Genomic DNA, 16,079 nt, shown 5'->3' on the forward strand with positions numbered 1-16,079 from the left:
ATGACCGTTCCCACCACTGCAGCGACCACAGCGCCCGACGGATCGGCCGTCGTCTCCGGCATGCCCGAGACCGCCACGCTGCGCACCCCGTCGACGGGAGCGCCGCCGCGCAAGACGTTCTGGTCGCAGCTCGCGCAGGCGTTCGCGATGTTCCGCAACCCCAAGTCGATCGCCGGGCTCATCATCCTCGGGGTGTTCGTGCTCATCGCGATCCTCGCTCCGTGGATCGCCCCGTACGGGCCGACCCAGAAGGACCGCACGGCGCTGCGTCAGCCGCCCTCCTGGGAGCACTGGCTGGGCACGACGCACATGGGCGAAGACGTGCTGAGCCAGATCATCTACGGCACCCGCGGTGTGATCGTCGTCGGATTCCTCGCGGCCTTCATCGCCACGATCATCGCGATCACGATCGGTGTGATCGCCGGCTACGTGCGCGGCTGGAAGAGCGAGTCGTTGTCGGCGCTGACCAACGTGTTCCTGGTGATCCCCGGCATCCCGTTGATCATCATCATCGCCTCGCAGTTCGAGAACCCGCCGCTGATCGTGATCGCCGCGGTGCTGGGGATAACCGGGTGGGCGTGGGGCGCCCGCGTGCTGCGCGCGCAGACCATGTCGCTGCGCAACCGCGACTTCATCCAGGCCGCGCGCGCGAACGGCGAGCCGCTGCGCCGCATCATCACGGTCGAGATGCTCCCGAACCTCATGGCGCTCATCGCCTCGAGCTTCGTCGGGACCGTGACGGCGGCCATCCTCGGTCTCACGACGCTGGCCTTCATCGGGGTGATCCCGGTGAGCAACCTCAACTGGGGGACCATCCTGTTCTGGGCGCAGCAGAACGGTGCGTTCCCGCGACTGTGGTGGTGGTACGTGCCGGCCGGGCTCTGCATCGCGATCATCGGCGTCGCGCTCTCGCTCATCAACTTCGGCATCGACGAGTACGTCAACCCGCGACTGCGCTCGGCGGGCGAGCGGGCCAGGGCGATGAAGAAGAAGGGGCTGAACGTGAACGACGCCGTCACCGCCGTCCGCAGCGTGCCCCTGCCGAAGAAGGCTCCCGATCCCGTAACGTCGGCGACCTCGCCCGACCCCTCCGGGCCCGGCGACGCCGCGACGACCCCGACACCGAACACCAACCAGAACACGAAGTGATGACCTCTCAGACTCTGACCACGCAGCTCCCGTACCAGGACCCCGCTCTCCCGATCCCCGAGCGCGTGGCCGACCTCCTCAGCCGCATGACGCTGGAGGAGAAGGTCGGGCAGATGCTTCAGCTCGACGCTCGCGACGACATCGACGACCACATCGCGCGGCGCCATGCGGGCTCGATCCTGCACACCTCGCCCGAGCGCATCCTGCGAGCGAACGAGCTCACGGCGCAGACCCGGCTCCGCATCCCGCTCCTGGTGGGGGAGGACTGCATCCACGGGCACTCGTTCTGGCCGGGGGCGACGATCTACCCGACGCAGCTCGGCATGGCCGCGTCGTGGGACTCCGCGCTCGTCGAACGCGTCGCCCGTGCGACGGCCGAGGAGGTCGCGGTCACCGGCATCCACTGGACGTTCTCGCCCGTGCTGTGCATCGCCCGCGATCTGCGCTGGGGTCGCATCGACGAGACCTTCGGTGAAGACCCGTTCCTGATCGGCGAACTGGCTTCGGCCATGGTGCGCGGCTATCAGGGTGACGGACTCGACGACCCCACGGCCATCCTCGCGACCGCCAAGCACTTCGCCGGGTACTCCGAGACCCAGGGCGGGCGCGACGCGAGCGAGGCCGACATCTCCCGCCGCAAGCTGCGCTCGTGGTTCCTGCCGCCGTTCGAGCGCGTCGCCCGCGAGGGCTGCCGCACGTTCATGCTCGGCTACCAGACCACCGACGGCGTGCCGATCACCACCAACGACTGGCTGCTCAGCGACGTGCTGCGCGGCGAGTGGGGCTACACCGGCACGCTCATCACCGACTGGGACAACGTCGGTCGCATGGTGTGGGAGCAGCGGATCCAGCCCGACATCACGCACGCGGCCGCGGCTGCCGTGCGGGCTGGGAACGACATGATCATGACCACGCCCGGCTTCTTCGAGGGAGCGCTGGACGCCGTGGCGAAGGGGATGCTCGCCGAGGACGCCTTCGACGCCGCCGCCGCCCGCATCCTGACGCTTAAGTTCGAGCTGGGGCTCTTCGAGAACCCACGCCTTCCTAGCACCGCGCTCGACACCGTGGTGGGCAGCGTGGAGCACGCGGAGCTGAACCTCGAGGTCGCCCGCCGCTCGCTCGTGCTGCTCGAGAACGACGGCGTGCTGCCGCTAGACCCCACGTCCGCGCTGAAGGTCGCGGTCACCGGCCCTCTCGCCGACGACGCGCAGACGCAGCTCGGCGACTGGGCCGGCGGCTCAGGTCAGGCGGGATGGCTCGACGGTCAGCCTCGCGAGATGATCACGACCGTGCTCGACGGCCTGCAGACGATCGACGGCTGGAGCGTCACCCACGCCCGCGGTGCCGACATCCTCACGCTCGAGGAAGACCCGCAGGGTCCGTTCTTCCCCGACAAGCAGCCGCGTCCGCCGGTGGTGAGGGCCTGCGAGCCCGACGCCGCTCTGATCGCGGAGGCCGTCGCCGCGGCCTCCGACTCCGATGTCGTGGTGGCGGTCGTCGGCGACCGGATCGAACTGGTCGGCGAAGGGCGCTCCACCGCGACGCTCGAGCTCATCGGCGGGCAGAACGCCCTGATCGATGCGCTCATCGCGACCGGGAAGCCCGTCGTGATCGTGCTGCTCGCGTCGAAGCCCCTCGTGCTCCCGGCATCCGCGTCGAAGGCTGCTGCCGTCATCTGGGCGGCGAACCCCGGTATGCAAGGCGGGCGTGCACTGGCCGACATCATCTCGGGAGCTGCCGAACCGTCAGGGCGCCTGCCGATCTCGTTCGCGCGCCACGTGGGTCAGCAGCCGACGTACTACAACCAGATCCGCGGCCAGCACGGCGATCGCTACGCCGATCTCACGCAGTCGCCCGCCTGGGCGTTCGGCGAGGGCTTGTCGTACACGACCGTGGAGTACTCCGACCTCGTGCTGGAGGAGACCTCGCTGGCGGAGTCCGGCACGATCGTCGGGCACGTCACGGTGTCGAACACGGGGGAACGGCCTGCACGCGAGACGGTGCAGGTCTACGTGCGCGACTCGGTGACGAGCGTGAGCTGGACCGACAAGGAGCTCAAGACCTTCCGTCAGGTCGACGTCGCCCCGGGGGAGTCCGTACGGGTGCGCCTGGAGCTGCCGGTGTCCGACTGCACGATCGTCGACGCCGCGGGCACGCGTCTGGTCGAGGCCGGCACGTTCGAGCTGCTGGTGGGCCCGAGCTCCCGCGACGAGGTGCTCCTCTCCGCGGACTTCGAGGTGCGCTGAGCCGCTCCTTGTCGAGACCCACTCTCCTCGCCCAGACCCACTCCCGCCGGCGCATGCGGCGATGGGTCTCGGTGGCGGGAGTGGGTCTCGCGGCGTTCGCAGGCGAGTGGGTCAGTCCTGCAGGCGGTGGGGGCCGGCGCCCTGCGTGCCGAGCGCGTCGTCAGGGTTGAGCAGGCCGCAGGCCTTCATCGACAGGCAGCCGCAGCCGATGCATCCGGTGAGTTCGCGTTCGAGCCGTTCGATGCCTTCGCGGCGTTTCTCCAGCTCGCGCTTCCAGCGTCGGGAGGCCCGCTGCCAGTCCTCGTGGCTCGGGGTCTCGGTCAGTGGCACGTCGGCGAAGGCCGTCTGCACGTCGGAGAGCGGGATGCCGAGGCGCTTCGCGACCGTGATGAGCGAGACGCGGCGCAGCATGTGCCGTGCATAGCGGCGCTGGTTGCCCGGCGTGCGGGTCGACGCGATGAGGCCGAGGCCCTCGTAGAAGTGCAGCGCGGAAGCGGCGACCCCCGTGCGTCGGGTCATCTCGCCGATCGTGAGCGGTTCGTCGGGTGCATGCGGACTCATCCGGCCGCCTTTCCTTCGATTTGACCTCAAGTGTACTTGAGGTTTTACGGTAGTCATGTGGCCCGGCAAGGGCTGATCGACCCGAACGAGGACAGCGTGACCCGAACGAAGACCCTGCGATGACCTATGTGATCGCCCTGCCGTGCGTCGATGTGAAGGACAAGGCCTGCATCGACGAGTGCCCTGTCGACTGCATCTACGAGGGCGAACGCTCGCTCTACATCCACCCCGACGAGTGTGTGGACTGCGGCGCCTGCGAGCCGGTGTGCCCGGTCGAGGCCATTTTCTACGAAGACGATCTGCCCGATGAGTGGCAGGACTATTACAAGGCCAACGTCGAGTTCTTCGACGAGATCGGGTCTCCCGGCGGTGCCGCGAAGACGGGCACGCTGACGTTCGATCACCCGATCATCGCCGCGCTCGCGCCCCAGGGGGAGCACGCATGACCGCCGCCGGATCACCCCCCGTGGAGCCGCGCATCGCCATCGTGGGGGCGGGCCCTGCAGGCATCTACGCCGCCGACATCCTGCTCGACCGTGTCCCCACCGCAGCGATCGACCTGTTCGAGAAGCTCCCGGCGCCGTACGGTCTCGTCCGCTACGGCGTCGCGCCCGACCATCCCCGCATCCGGAAGATCACCGACGCCCTGCACGAGGTGCTCGTGAACCCACGCATCCGGTTGCGGTGCAACGTCGAGATCGGCCGTGACGTCGAGATCGACGAGCTGCGTGCCGCATACGACGGAGTGATCGTGGCGACGGGTGCCGACCTCGACGTCGCTCTCGACATCCCCGGCATAGATCTCCCCGGCTCGTTCGGCGCCGCCGACTTCGTGGCCTGGTACGACGGGCACCCCGATGCACCGCGCACCTGGCCGCTCGCCGCCGAGTCGGTCGCCGTGCTCGGGGCCGGCAACGTGGCGCTGGATGTCACGAGGATCCTGGCCAAGCACGCCTCGGCGCTGACCCACACCGACACCCCTGATGCCGTGCTCGACCAGCTCGTGGCCAGCCCGTTGCGCGATGTGCACCTCTTCGCTCGGCGAGGACCGGCCGACGTGCGCTTCTCGGCCATGGAGTTGCGCGAGCTCGCCGAGCAGGACGACGTCGATGTGATCGTCGACCCCGAAGAACTCGCTCTCGACGAGCACGCCGAGCGGATGATCGCGCAGTTCTCGCAGCGGCGCATCGTCGTGCGCACCATGACCGAATGGGCCGCCGTCGACCCCGCGACGCGCACGGCCTCGCGCCGCATACACCTGCACCTGCGGCAACGCCCGGTGCGGCTGCTGGGGACCGACTCCGTGACCGGCATCGAGATGGAGCGCACCGCGTCAGACGAGCTCGGTCGCATGGTCGGCACCGGCGAGCTGCTGCGCTACGGCGTCGGAGCGGTCTACCGTGCCGTGGGATATCGATCGACGCCCGTGCCTGGGATGCCGTTCGACACTACGCTCGGAGTCGTGCCGCACATCGAAGGTCGAGTCGTCGACGCGGAGGGCGTCCCGATCCCCCGGCTGTACGCCACGGGCTGGATCAAGCGCGGGCCGGTCGGACTCATCGGCTCGACCAAGTCGGACGCCGCGCAGACCATCGGCCACGTCGTCGACGACCTCGGATCGGTCGAGCTGGAAGCGCGTGACGATGATCCGATCGCCCACCTGTCGCACGCGGTCGACCTCGATGGCTGGCTGCGGATCGATGCCGCGGAGCGTGGGGCGGGAGCAGCCCGTGGCCGTGAGCGGACGAAGATCGTCGAGCGCGAGGAGATGCTGACGCACGCGAAGCAGGAACAGATGATGGAGGCCGGTCGATGACCGCGACACCCGTGCCCACCCCGATCGGCGAAGGGCTCAAGGCCGCGTTCCGCACGCATCCCGCCGGCGTCGCGATCATCACCGCGAGCACCCCGGACGGGCCGGTCGGCCTCACGGCGTCGAGCGTCGCCTCGGTGGCGGTCGACCCCGCGGCGATCGTGTTCTCCGTGACCAGGGCGACGGGGTCCGCGGGAGCGATCCTCGGAGCGGACACCTTCGTGGTGCATCTGATCGACGACGAGCACTCCGACCTCGCGCAGAGCTTCGCGGTCAGCGGCTCCGAGCGCTTCACCCCCGAGCAGGGGTGGGCGACGCTGCCGACCGGAGAACCGCACCTCCCCGAGGCCAGGGCGGCGCTGCGGTGTCGCACCATCGAGACCGTCGCAGTGGGGTCGTCGACCGTGGTCATCGCCGAGGTCATCGAGGTGCTGCCCGGTCCGTCCGGGCGTCCTCTGGTCTACCTCGACCGCCGATTCCACTCGCTCCCGCACGACCCCGAGCACTGATCCGCACCCACCGATAGCACCATCGAAAGGAAGCACAATGTCCACTCTCTACACGCTCCCCGAGCTCCCGTACGACTACTCCGCGCTCGAGCCGCACATCTCCGGCAAGATCATGGAGCTGCACCACTCCAAGCACCACCAGGCGTACGTGACCGGCGCGAACACCGCGCTCGAGCAGCTCGCCACCGCACGCAGCGCCGGCGACCTCGCGAACGTCAACAAGCTCGAGAAGGACCTCGCGTTCAACCTCGGCGGCCACATCAACCACTCCGTCTTCTGGCAGAACCTCTCGCCCGAGGGCGGCGGCGCTCCGGAGGGCGAGCTCGAGGCCGCGCTCGTCGACGCATTCGGATCGATCGATGCGTTCCGGGCGCACTTCACCGCGACCGCGCTCGGTGTACAGGGATCGGGCTGGGCCGTGCTCGCCTGGGACAGCGTGGGCGCCCGCCCCGTGATCTTCCAGCTCTTCGACCAGCAGGGGAACGCACCGCTCGGCGTGACGCCGCTGCTGCAGCTCGACGTCTGGGAGCACGCCTACTACCTCGACTACCTCAACGTGCGCGCCGACTACGTCAAGGCGTTCTGGAACCTCGTGAACTGGCCCGATGTGCAGCGTCGCTTCGAGGCTGCACGCACCGCGACGAAGGGACTCATCGTCGCGAGCTGACCGCTTCGCGTCAGGCGAGGGAGAGGAAGAGCTTCTCCAGTTCGGCCATCGACACCCCTGCGGTGTCGGTGGCCGCTTCCGTTCCTGAGCTCTCCGATGCGGCAGTGCCGCCCGATGCGGCCTCGTCGTCGGTCAGGCAGTCCTTCATGGCGGAGGCGATGATCTGGAACCCGGCCTTGTCGAGGGCCGAGGTGACGGCGGCGAGCTGGGTGACGACCGTCCGGCACTCGTCCCCCCTCTCCACGGCGGCGATCACTGCGCCGAGTTGCCCCTGGGCGCGCTTGAGGCGGTTGGCGATCTTTCGTTGGGTCTCGGCGTCTGCGGATGACATATCGCTCCCTGAATGGCGGCTGTGCGAACCACTATACCCCCTGGGGTATAGTTTCCTCGAATACCCACCGGGGTATCAGTGAGGAGCAAGAAGATGTGCCGAGCAGTTCGTTGCAAGACCTGCGGCAAGACCACCTGGGCGGGCTGCGGACAGCACGTCGACTCTGTACGTCGGACAGTGCCGGCGGCGCAATGGTGCACGGGGCACGCCGCCGAACCGGCTCAGGGCGGCTTCTTCTCGAGGCTGTTCCAGCGATGACCACGGCTGAACGGCGCCGGGTGGTCATCGTGGGAGGCGTCGCCGGCGGGATGTCGGCCGCCGCACGTCTGCGTCGCCTCGACGAACAGGCGGAGATCACGATCTTCGAGCGAGGGCCGGAGGTCTCCTACGCGAACTGCGGCCTGCCCTACTACGTCGGAGGGGTGATCGCCGAGCGTGATTCGCTGCTCCTGCAGACGCCCACGTCGTTGCACGATCGCTTCCGGCTCGACGTGCGCGTGCGCCACGATGTGGTGCGCATCGACACCGCGCGGAAGGTGGTCGAGGTGGTCGACCTCGAGGCGGGTCGTCGTTTCACGCAGCACTACGACACTCTCATCCTCGCCACGGGGGCCCGACCGCGTCGAGCGGCCCCGACGTCGGGCATCCCGGCGCACAGCCTGCGCACCGTCGAGGATGCGGACGCCATCGATGCCGCTCTCTCGAGGGCAGGGGTCCCGGTCGTGGTCGTCGGCGGCGGATACACGGGACTCGAGGCGGTCGAGAACCTCATCGCGCGTGGCGCATCGGTCACCCTCGTGCAGCGCGGACCCCGACTGCTCGCTCCACTCGATGCGGAGATGGCCGCCCCGATCGCGGCGGAGGTCCGAGCGCACGGCGTGGACGTGCGCCTGGGCGTCGAGGCCGTCGGCTCGGCCCCGGGACTGGTCATGCTGAGCGACGGCACCTCCGTTCCCGCGGACCTCGTGATCGACGCGGCAGGCGTCGTCCCTGAGACTGCGCTGGCAGAGGGCGCCGGCATCCGGATCGGCCCGACCGGGGGCATCGAGGTCGACTCGACGTGTCGCACGAGTGCTCCCGACGTGTTCGCCGTGGGCGACGGTGTCGAGAAGCACGATCTCGTGGGAGGGGAGGCGGCGCTCATCACGATGGCGGGCCTCGCGAACCGTCACGGACGCCTGGTGGCCGATCTCATCGCGGGGCGGGCGGAGACCGCGCGACCCGCTCTCGGCACGGGAATCGTCCGGGTGTTCGGCGTGACGGCGGCGAAAGCAGGGTGGAGCGAGCAGCAGCTGCGCGCGGCGGGGCGCGATTTCTACGCGGTGCATGTGCACCCGGGGTCGCACGCCGGGTACTACCCAGGCGCCGAGACGCTGTCGATGAAGATGCTCGCCGATCCGACCTCCGACGCCATCCTCGGCGTGCAGGTCGTCGGGCGGGACGGCGTGGACAAGCGGATCGACGTGGTGGCCACTGCGATGCAGGCCGGACTCCCCGCCGCCGAGCTCGCGCATCTCGAACTGGCCTATGCGCCGCAGTTCGGCTCGGCCAAGGATGCGGTGAACATCCTCGGCTATGTCGCCGAGAACACCCGCACGGGGACGACTCCTACGATCCAGTGGCATGAGCTCGAGGCCGAGCTGCGAGCGGGCGCGACGCTCATCGATGTGCGTTCGCCGGCGGAGCACAGATCCGGCGCGATCCCCGGCGCCGTCAACGTGCCGCTCGACGAGCTCAGGGACCGATCCGGTGAACTGCCGGACGGGCCGATCGTCGTGCACTGCCAGGTCGGTCTGCGCGGACACATCGCTACGCGGATCCTCCGACAGCAGGGCGTCGCGGCACGCAATCTCGACGGAGGCTATCGCACCTGGCGTGACGCCGTCCTGCTGCCCGGCTAGATCAGTCGGGCGGTCGTTCCGCGCACGTTCAGCTCGTACGGCAAGGCTGACGGGATGTGCACGGCATCGGGGGTGGCGAGCTTCGCCAGCACGGCGTCTGCGGCGCGCTCCCCCTGGCCCAGCGGGAACTGGTCGACGGTGGTGAGACGGAAGAACTCGCCGAGCTCATGGCCGTCGATGCCCACGATCGACAACTCCTCCGGCACGCTGAAGCCGAGGTCGCGGGCAGCGAGCAGTGCTCCGATGGCCATCTCATCCGACGCCGCGAAGACCGCGGTCGGGCGGGGGCCCGGCCTGCCGAGCAGCTGCTTCGCCGCCCGGTAGCCGCCCTCCACCGTGAAGTCGGCTGGTTCGAGGAAGGCGTGGTTCAGGGGGATCCCTGCCGTGGCGAGTGCCTTCTCGAAGCCCAGACGGCGGTTGGTCGGGATGTGGAAGTCGATGTCGAACTCGGGGTTGGCTCCGATGTGCGCGATGTCGGTGTGGCCGAGGCTGATCAGATGCTCGGTGGCCAACTGCGCGACGGCGACGTCATCGACGGTCATGGTGTCGAGCTTCGGGTTCGGACCGCCGATCGCGATCACGGGGAGTCCGAGGTCGAGCAGGTACTGCGTCTCGTCCTCGTCGAGCTCGATCGACACCGCGATCACGGCGTCCACGCGCTGCCGTCGCAGGAAGGTGTCGAACACGTGTCGGCGCACGTCCTTGTCGGCGGTGATGTTGTACAGCGTGATGTCGTAGCCCTCGCGCATCAGCGCGGCCGAGACGCCGGAGAGCACCGTGCTGAAGAACCACCGGTCGAGGAACGGGACGATGACCCCGACGTTGCGGGTGCGACCCGATGCCAGGCTCGACGCACGGGACGACACCACGTAGCCGAGAGTCTGCGCTGCGGCCTGCACCCTCTCCTTCGCGGATTCGGACACGTGGCCGCGACCGCTCAGTGCGCGCGAGACGGTCGCGGTGGAGACTCCGGCGAGCCGGGCGACCTCATCGATGCTGGCCATGGTTCCTCTGTCGAAAAGCTCCGGTCGCGGTGTGTGTCGCTTCACGCGGGCGTGGGCGACGACAACCGCGACCGGAGGGTGTCAGGCGTGGGTCGCGGTGGTGTACCAGACGGCCGTGTCGACCGGGATCGCGGCTCCTTCGAAGGGCTGGCTCTGCAGCAACACCAAGGCGTCGGCCGGCAGCTCGACGGGGGCGGTACCGAGGTTCGCGACCACGTGCACGTCACCACGGCGGAACGCGACCGCCTCGGGACCGGCGTCCTCCCACACCAGAGAGCCGCTGCCGAAGCCGTGCTCACGCCGTCCGGCCAGCAGGCGCTTGTACAGCGCGAGCGTCGACGCCGGGTCGACCTCTTCGACGTCGCGCGCGTAGGTCGCCCAGTCGGCGGGCTGGGGAAGCCACGACAGTCCGGTGTCGTTGAAGCCGAAGGCCGGAGCCTCTGCGTTCCAGGGCAGCGGCACGCGGCATCCGTCACGTCCGTAGCGTGCGCCGTTCGTGCGGAACCACGTCGGGTCCTGACGGTACTCGTCCGGGATCTCCATCGCCTCGGGCAGCCCGAGCTCTTCGCCCTGGTAGAGGTAGGAGGAACCGGGCAGAGCCAGCATCAGGGTCGTCGCGGCGCGAGCGCGGGCCAGTCCGGTCGCGGTGTCCGGCTTGTCAGGGGTGTTCGGTCCGATGCCCTCGCCCTGGGGGTTGTCGGAGGTGAGTGCGAGGCGCGTCGCGTGGCGCACCACATCGTGGTTCGACAGCACCCACGTGCTCGGGGCGCCGACCTCACCGAACGCGTCCAGCGACTCGCGGATCACGTCGCCGAGCTTCTTCGCGTCCCACTCCGTCATCAGGTACGGGAAGTTGAAGGTCTGGTGCATCTCGTCTGGGCGCACCCAGAGCGCGGTCTGCTTGAGGGTGGGCATCCAGGCCTCGCCGCACAGGGCGCGGTCGCCGTCGTACTCGGCGAGCACCTTGTGCCAGTCGCGGTAGATCTCGTGCACGCCGTCCTGGCCCCAGTACGGCACGTTCGACTCGCCGCCGCCCATGGAGTCCGCGTCGGTCGGGGGCGTGTAGTCGGGCAGACCCTCGGTCTTGATCATGCCGTGGGCCACGTCCACCCGGAAGCCGTCGACACCGCGGTCGAGCCAGAAGCGCAGGATCGAGCGGAACTCCTCCTGCACCTCCTCGTTGTTCCAGTCGAAGTCGGGCTGCGTCGCGTCGAAGATGTGCAGGTACCACTGGCCGGGGGTTCCGTCGGCCTCGGTCACGCGCTGCCACATGCCGCCGCCGAACACCGACTCCCAGTTGTTCGGCGGGAGCTCGCCGTTCTCGCCCTTGCCGTCGCGGAAGATGTAGCGCGCACGCTCGGGGCTGCCAGGTGCGGCCTTCAGTGCCTCCTGGAACCAGGGGTGCTGGTCGGACGAATGGTTGGGGACGAGGTCGACGATCACGCGGATGCCGCGGGCGTGCGCAGCCTCGAGCATGTCGTCGAAGTCGCCCAGCGTGCCGAACAGCGGGTCGACGTCGCGGTAGTCGGCCACGTCGTAGCCGGCGTCGCGCTGCGGGCTCGTCATGAAAGGACTGAGCCAGATCGCGTCGACGCCGAGCTCCTGCAGGGCATCGAGCCGGCTCGTGATGCCCGGCAGGTCGCCGATGCCGTCGCCCGAGGCGTCCGCGAAGGAGCGGGGGTAGATCTGGTAGATGACGGCGCTGCGCCACCACTCGGAACCGGGGGCTGCGATCTGCTCAAGCTGTGCCATGGGAACAGGCTAGTGCAAACGCTTACATTCATGCCAGGGCGGGGATCGAATCGGTTCGGCGTGCCCGACTTCCCCGGATCGCCCTGGCCGTTTGCATGACCGTTCCCCGCGCGCATGAGCGTCCCGGCTGTCCGAGTCATGCATCCGTCACAGGATCATGCAGGTGCCACCCGCACTTCCGCCCGCCCCGGGAGTATGGTGAGGCATCCGACGAGTGGAGGCTGTCATGGTTCCCGAGATCAACTACTGGGCGGTCCTGCTGGCCACCGCATCGAGCATGGTCGTCGGCTCGATCTGGTACGCGCCGAAGGTGTTCGGCACACGCTGGTCGAAGCTCGCGAACGTCGACATGGACCGGCCTGCCGCGACGGCGGTGTGGCCCATCGTCACCACCGTCATCGTGAGCTTCATCACGGCCTGGGTCCTCGCCGGTGCCTCGTCGATCGCCTGGCACTTCTACGGCGGATCCTTCTTCTGGGGAACGATCGTCACCGCGGTCACGCTGTGGGCCGGGTTCACGGCGGCACGCTTCATCACCCATGACGCTTTCGAGGGGCGATCGACCCGACTCACCACGCTCAACATCGCGCATGAGCTGGTCACGGTCGTGGTCATGGCACTGCTCATCGGCGTGTGGCCGCCGGCCCTCGCCTCCTGATCGCCCTGAGCGTCACGGGGTCGGCATGCCGCCGTTCACGTTCAAGGTCTCCCCGGCCACGTAGCTCGACTCCGCCGAGGCGAGGAACACGTATGCGGGAGCGAGCTCGGCCGGCTGTCCCATGCGCCCGAGGGGTGTGTCCTTCCCGAACTCGGGAAGCTTGTCCTGCGGCTGTCCGTCGCTGGGCTGCAGGGGCGTCCAGATCGGCCCCGGTGCCACGGTGTTCACGCGGATGCCCTTCGGCGCGAGCTGTTCCGCGAGGCCCTTGGAGAAGGCGTTGATCGTGGCCTTCGTCGAGGCGTAGTCCACCAGGATGCCGGAGGGCGAGTAGGCCTGGATCGAGGTGGTGTTGATGATCGTCGAGCCCGCGGGGAGATGGGGTAGGGCGGCCTTGGTGATCCAGAACATCGCGTAGACGTTGGTCTTGAAGGTGTCGTCGAACTGCTCGTCCGTGATGTCGGTCAGCGACTCCTGATACACCTGCTTGCCGCCGTTGTTGACGACGATGTCGAGGCCGCCCAGCTTCTCGACCGCCTCGGCGACGAGGGCACGGCAGTACTCCGGGTCGCGCAGGTCGCCGGGGATGGTGGCGACCGTCGCGCCGGCCTCCCGCAGGATCTCGGCGATCCGGCTCGCGTCCTCTTCCTCCTGCGGCAGGTACGAGATCGCGACATCGGCGCCCTCACGGGCGAACGCGATCGCGGTGGCAGCGCCGATGCCGGAGTCGCCGCCCGTGATCAGGGCCTTGCGTCCGGTCAGGCGCCCGGTGCCGCGGTAGGACTCCTCGCCCAGGTCGGCGCGCGGGGTGAGATCTGCGTCGAGTCCCGGCTCCGGCATGTGCTGCTTCCGCGGTTCGATGTCGGAGTAGAGCGCGGACGGGTCGGTGAAGGTGTACTGGTCGCGGGACATGGGCGATCCTTTCGAAGCTGTTCGGGGACGGGGTGACCATGCTGAGCGCCGGGCCTGGATCGCGCAAACGCCTTGCACGGGGATGACCCGTGCGCTACGAGAGGCGGGCATCGTCATCCCGTGGCGAAGTGTGGCCGAAAGGCACTTCACCGATCGACCGCTGTCATGACAGGCTTCGCATCGTCCCCCGTGTCACCCGTGCGTCCCGCCCGCGGGGGCTGTCGCCTTCGAGAGGTCACGATGTCCGGTTCTGCCCGCCGATCCGCCCCCTGGGTGACCGTCGCCGCGCTCGTCGTCGGCGCCGTGCTCGTGGGTGCTGCGCCTGCGGTGTCGGATGCCTTCGCGGCGCGAGCCGACACCCCGGCGGACCCGGTCGCGGACCCGGCAGCCTCGGTCGCGCTGGCGTACGAGTTCCTGGACGCGCGCACCGACGAGTTCTGCGACGGGGATGGCCGCTGTCTGCCGCGCAGCTACGAGGGTGGCTTCTTCACGACTCCGACCTGGGATTTCACGCCCTCCTTCGTCTACGACGACGCCCTCGTGATCATCGCCTACACCGCCCGCGGCCTTCCGGACGACCTCCGGCGCGCACGGGCGATCGGCGACGCCCTCCTCTTCGTGCAGGAGAACGATCCGATCGGCGACGGGCGCACCAGAGCGTCGTACGAGCCGCACGGCATCCGTCAGGGGCGGGTGGAGATCACGGGAGCCGGCGCCTTCACCGGAAACCAGGCCTGGGTCGGGCTGGCCCTCGCCCGTCTCGCACACGCGACAGGGGACTCCCGATATCTCGACGGCGCGGTTCGGATCGGTGAATGGATCCAGGACCACACGGCGGACATGACCAGGGCGCCCTACGGCTACACCGGCGGTCAGCTCGAAGACGGCACTTCGCTGACGTGGAAGTCCACCGAGCACAACAGCGACATCGCCGGCTTCTTCACCCAGCTCGGCCAGCTCACCGGCGCCCGGGTCTGGACTGATCGGGCGGCGGTCGCCGCGGACTTCGTCGCCGCCATGCAGAGCGCAGACGGCCACGTGAACACCGGCACGGGCCTGGACGGCTCGACGATCAACACCCGCCCGATCCCGCTGGACGCCCAGACCTGGAGCTCCCTCGCCACGGGTGACCCACGCTACGGTGCGGCGCTCGACTGGACGCTCGCCAACCTGCTGGCAACAGATGGTCCGTACACGGGGCCGTCGATCAGTGAGGTCGATACGTCCAAGGCGTGGTTCGAGGGCAGTGGACACCTCGCGCTCGCACTCACGCTACGTGACGGCGACGGCGACGCCGACCGTGCTGAGACGCTTCTGAGCAGTATCCGGCTTGCGCAGCGCGATGCACCGAACGGCGATGGCAAGGGGATCGTCGCCACGTCGAGCGACGGCCTCGACTCCGGTTTCGGTGACCTGTACTACGCCAGCCTGCACACCGGCGCGACCGCCTGGTACCTGCTCGCAGCGGTCGGCGACAACCCGTTCGCCCTTCCGGTCGACTGAACAGACCGACCTGAACCGGTCGGCGGCGTCGAGTCGGTCCGGTTCGCGGTACGGAGGCTAGGCGGCGACGCGGGCGACCGCGGCGATCGCGCTCGTGAAGAAGTCGACACCGTCGACTCCGCTACGCATCGCGGCCGCGGTGTCGGGACCGAAGCCGGCCTCGGTGGCGTGCTCGGGGTGCGGCATCAGGCCGACGACGTTGCCCGCTGCGTTGGTGAGGCCGGCGATGTCGCGCAGTGATCCGTTCGGGTTGACCCCGGCATAGCGGAACGCCACCAGACCATCGCCCTCGATGCGATCGAGCGTCTGCTCGTCGGCGATGTAGCCGCCGTCGGCGTTCTTCAGTGGGATCACGATCTCCTGACCGGTGCGGAACGCATTGGTCCACGCGGTGTCGGAGTTCTCGACCGTGAGCTTCTGGTCGCGCCGCACGAAGTGCTGGTGGTTGTTGCGGATCAGGCCGCCGGGCAGCAGGTGCGCCTCGACCAGCATCTGGAAGCCGTTGCAGATGCCGAGCACGGGCATGCCCTTGGCGGCAGCATCCTTGACCTCGCTCATGATCGGCGAGAGCGCGGCGATCGCGCCGGCGCGGAGGTAGTCGCCGTAGCTGAAACCACCCGGCAGGACGAGCGCGTCGACGCCTTCGAGGTCATGCGATCCGTGCCACAGGGCGACGGGCTCGGCGCCGGCGATGCGGACGGCGCGCTGTGCGTCGCGGTCGTCGAGCGAGCCGGGGAAGGTGATGACGCCGATGCGGACGGTCACTCCGCGACCTCGATGCCGACGACGTCCTCGATCACGGAGTTGGAGAGCACCTCGTCGGCGATGCGCTTGGCCTCAGCGAGAACCTCGTCGGTGACCTCGCCCTCGACGGTGAGCTCGAAACGCTTGCCGATGCGGACGTCGGTGAAGCCCTCGACGCCGAGACGGGCGAAGGCGCCGGAAACGGCTTTGCCCTGCGGGTCGAGCAGTTCGGGCTTGGGCATGACGTCGACGACGATGGTGGGCATGACGGCTCCAAGAGTCGCGGGCGGAGGGGCGCACCCAGTCTACTGCCCTCGCCGCACCCGCTCGGC

At 68.9% G+C, this 16,079-nt stretch carries 16 protein-coding genes; 9 read left to right on the plus strand and 7 right to left on the minus strand.

What is annotated here, in order from left to right; translation table 11 throughout:
- Together AAY78_RS02575 and AAY78_RS02580 are read left to right on the plus strand one after the other, a co-directional pair.
- Nucleotides 1-1,149 (plus strand): ABC transporter permease, encoded by a 1,149-nt coding sequence (locus tag AAY78_RS02575; RefSeq protein ID WP_052748615.1) that lies wholly within the window; start codon nucleotides 1-3, stop codon nucleotides 1,147-1,149.
- The gene (locus AAY78_RS02580; protein ID WP_046746804.1) at nucleotides 1,149-3,395 is read left to right on the plus strand and encodes a glycoside hydrolase family 3 N-terminal domain-containing protein; all 2,247 of its coding nucleotides are present in this window, start codon (nucleotides 1,149-1,151) and stop codon (nucleotides 3,393-3,395) included. The genes AAY78_RS02575 and AAY78_RS02580 overlap by 1 nt, the downstream gene beginning before the upstream one ends.
- A 111-nt stretch (nucleotides 3,396-3,506) precedes the next feature.
- Here the strand turns inward: AAY78_RS02580 and soxR are convergent, their stop codons facing one another.
- Nucleotides 3,507-3,956, minus strand: a complete 450-nt coding sequence (gene soxR, locus AAY78_RS02585; protein ID WP_082108542.1) for a redox-sensitive transcriptional activator SoxR — start codon at nucleotides 3,954-3,956, stop codon at nucleotides 3,507-3,509.
- Nucleotides 3,957-4,075: 119 nt separating this feature from the next.
- Between soxR and fdxA the strand changes: the two genes are divergently transcribed.
- From fdxA to AAY78_RS02605, 4 genes are read left to right on the plus strand one after another with little or no spacing between them, the layout of a single operon-like run.
- Nucleotides 4,076-4,402: a ferredoxin gene (fdxA, locus tag AAY78_RS02590; protein ID WP_046746806.1), complete on the plus strand. Its 327-nt coding sequence runs from the start codon at nucleotides 4,076-4,078 to the stop codon at nucleotides 4,400-4,402.
- The gene (locus AAY78_RS02595; protein WP_052748616.1) at nucleotides 4,399-5,772 is read left to right on the plus strand and encodes an FAD-dependent oxidoreductase; all 1,374 of its coding nucleotides are present in this window, start codon (nucleotides 4,399-4,401) and stop codon (nucleotides 5,770-5,772) included. Before fdxA ends, AAY78_RS02595 begins: the two co-directional genes overlap by 4 nt.
- On the plus strand, nucleotides 5,769-6,278 hold the full coding sequence (locus AAY78_RS02600; RefSeq protein ID WP_046746807.1) for a flavin reductase family protein: 510 nt from the start codon (nucleotides 5,769-5,771) through the stop codon (nucleotides 6,276-6,278). Before AAY78_RS02595 ends, AAY78_RS02600 begins: the two co-directional genes overlap by 4 nt.
- 37 nt (nucleotides 6,279-6,315) lie before the next feature.
- Nucleotides 6,316-6,945, plus strand: coding sequence for a superoxide dismutase (locus AAY78_RS02605; protein WP_046746808.1), 630 nt, complete (start codon nucleotides 6,316-6,318; stop codon nucleotides 6,943-6,945).
- 10 nt (nucleotides 6,946-6,955) lie between these two features.
- Here the strand turns inward: AAY78_RS02605 and AAY78_RS02610 are convergent, their stop codons facing one another.
- On the minus strand, nucleotides 6,956-7,276 hold the full coding sequence (locus AAY78_RS02610) for a metal-sensitive transcriptional regulator (protein WP_046746809.1): 321 nt from the start codon (nucleotides 7,274-7,276) through the stop codon (nucleotides 6,956-6,958).
- 254 nt (nucleotides 7,277-7,530) lie between these two features.
- Between AAY78_RS02610 and AAY78_RS02615 the strand changes: the two genes are divergently transcribed.
- Nucleotides 7,531-9,177: an FAD-dependent oxidoreductase gene (locus tag AAY78_RS02615; protein WP_046746810.1), complete on the plus strand. Its 1,647-nt coding sequence runs from the start codon at nucleotides 7,531-7,533 to the stop codon at nucleotides 9,175-9,177.
- Here AAY78_RS02615 and AAY78_RS02620 read toward each other — a convergent pair.
- Together AAY78_RS02620 and AAY78_RS02625 are read right to left on the minus strand one after the other, a co-directional pair.
- Nucleotides 9,174-10,181, minus strand: a complete 1,008-nt coding sequence (locus tag AAY78_RS02620) for a LacI family DNA-binding transcriptional regulator (protein WP_046746811.1) — start codon at nucleotides 10,179-10,181, stop codon at nucleotides 9,174-9,176. The genes AAY78_RS02615 and AAY78_RS02620 overlap by 4 nt on opposite strands.
- A gap of 81 nt (nucleotides 10,182-10,262) precedes the next feature.
- Entirely contained in the window at nucleotides 10,263-11,933 is a 1,671-nt protein-coding gene (locus AAY78_RS02625; protein ID WP_046746812.1) for a glycoside hydrolase family 13 protein, read from the minus strand.
- A gap of 226 nt (nucleotides 11,934-12,159) precedes the next feature.
- On the opposite strand from AAY78_RS02625, the gene AAY78_RS02630 reads away from it, so the two are divergent.
- On the plus strand, nucleotides 12,160-12,591 hold the full coding sequence (locus AAY78_RS02630) for a DUF1761 domain-containing protein (RefSeq protein WP_046746813.1): 432 nt from the start codon (nucleotides 12,160-12,162) through the stop codon (nucleotides 12,589-12,591).
- 12 nt (nucleotides 12,592-12,603) lie between these two features.
- Here AAY78_RS02630 and AAY78_RS02635 read toward each other — a convergent pair whose 3' ends face one another.
- Entirely contained in the window at nucleotides 12,604-13,500 is an 897-nt protein-coding gene (locus AAY78_RS02635) for an SDR family oxidoreductase (RefSeq protein ID WP_046746814.1), read from the minus strand.
- A gap of 240 nt (nucleotides 13,501-13,740) precedes the next feature.
- Here AAY78_RS02635 and AAY78_RS02640 point away from each other — a divergent pair, with 240 nt between their 5' ends.
- Nucleotides 13,741-15,003, plus strand: coding sequence for a hypothetical protein (locus AAY78_RS02640; protein WP_046746815.1), 1,263 nt, complete (start codon nucleotides 13,741-13,743; stop codon nucleotides 15,001-15,003).
- 57 nt (nucleotides 15,004-15,060) lie between these two features.
- Here AAY78_RS02640 and purQ read toward each other — a convergent pair whose 3' ends face one another.
- Together purQ and purS are read right to left on the minus strand one after the other, a co-directional pair.
- The gene (purQ, locus tag AAY78_RS02645; protein WP_046746816.1) at nucleotides 15,061-15,768 is read right to left on the minus strand and encodes a phosphoribosylformylglycinamidine synthase subunit PurQ; all 708 of its coding nucleotides are present in this window, start codon (nucleotides 15,766-15,768) and stop codon (nucleotides 15,061-15,063) included.
- Nucleotides 15,765-16,013: a phosphoribosylformylglycinamidine synthase subunit PurS gene (gene purS / locus AAY78_RS02650; RefSeq protein WP_017831295.1), complete on the minus strand. Its 249-nt coding sequence runs from the start codon at nucleotides 16,011-16,013 to the stop codon at nucleotides 15,765-15,767. Before purS ends, purQ begins: the two co-directional genes overlap by 4 nt.
- Nucleotides 16,014-16,079: the final 66 nt, after the last annotated feature.

The sequence above is a fragment of the Microbacterium sp. Ag1 genome (assembly GCF_001005635.1).
Lineage (GTDB): Bacteria > Actinomycetota > Actinomycetes > Actinomycetales > Microbacteriaceae > Microbacterium > Microbacterium oxydans.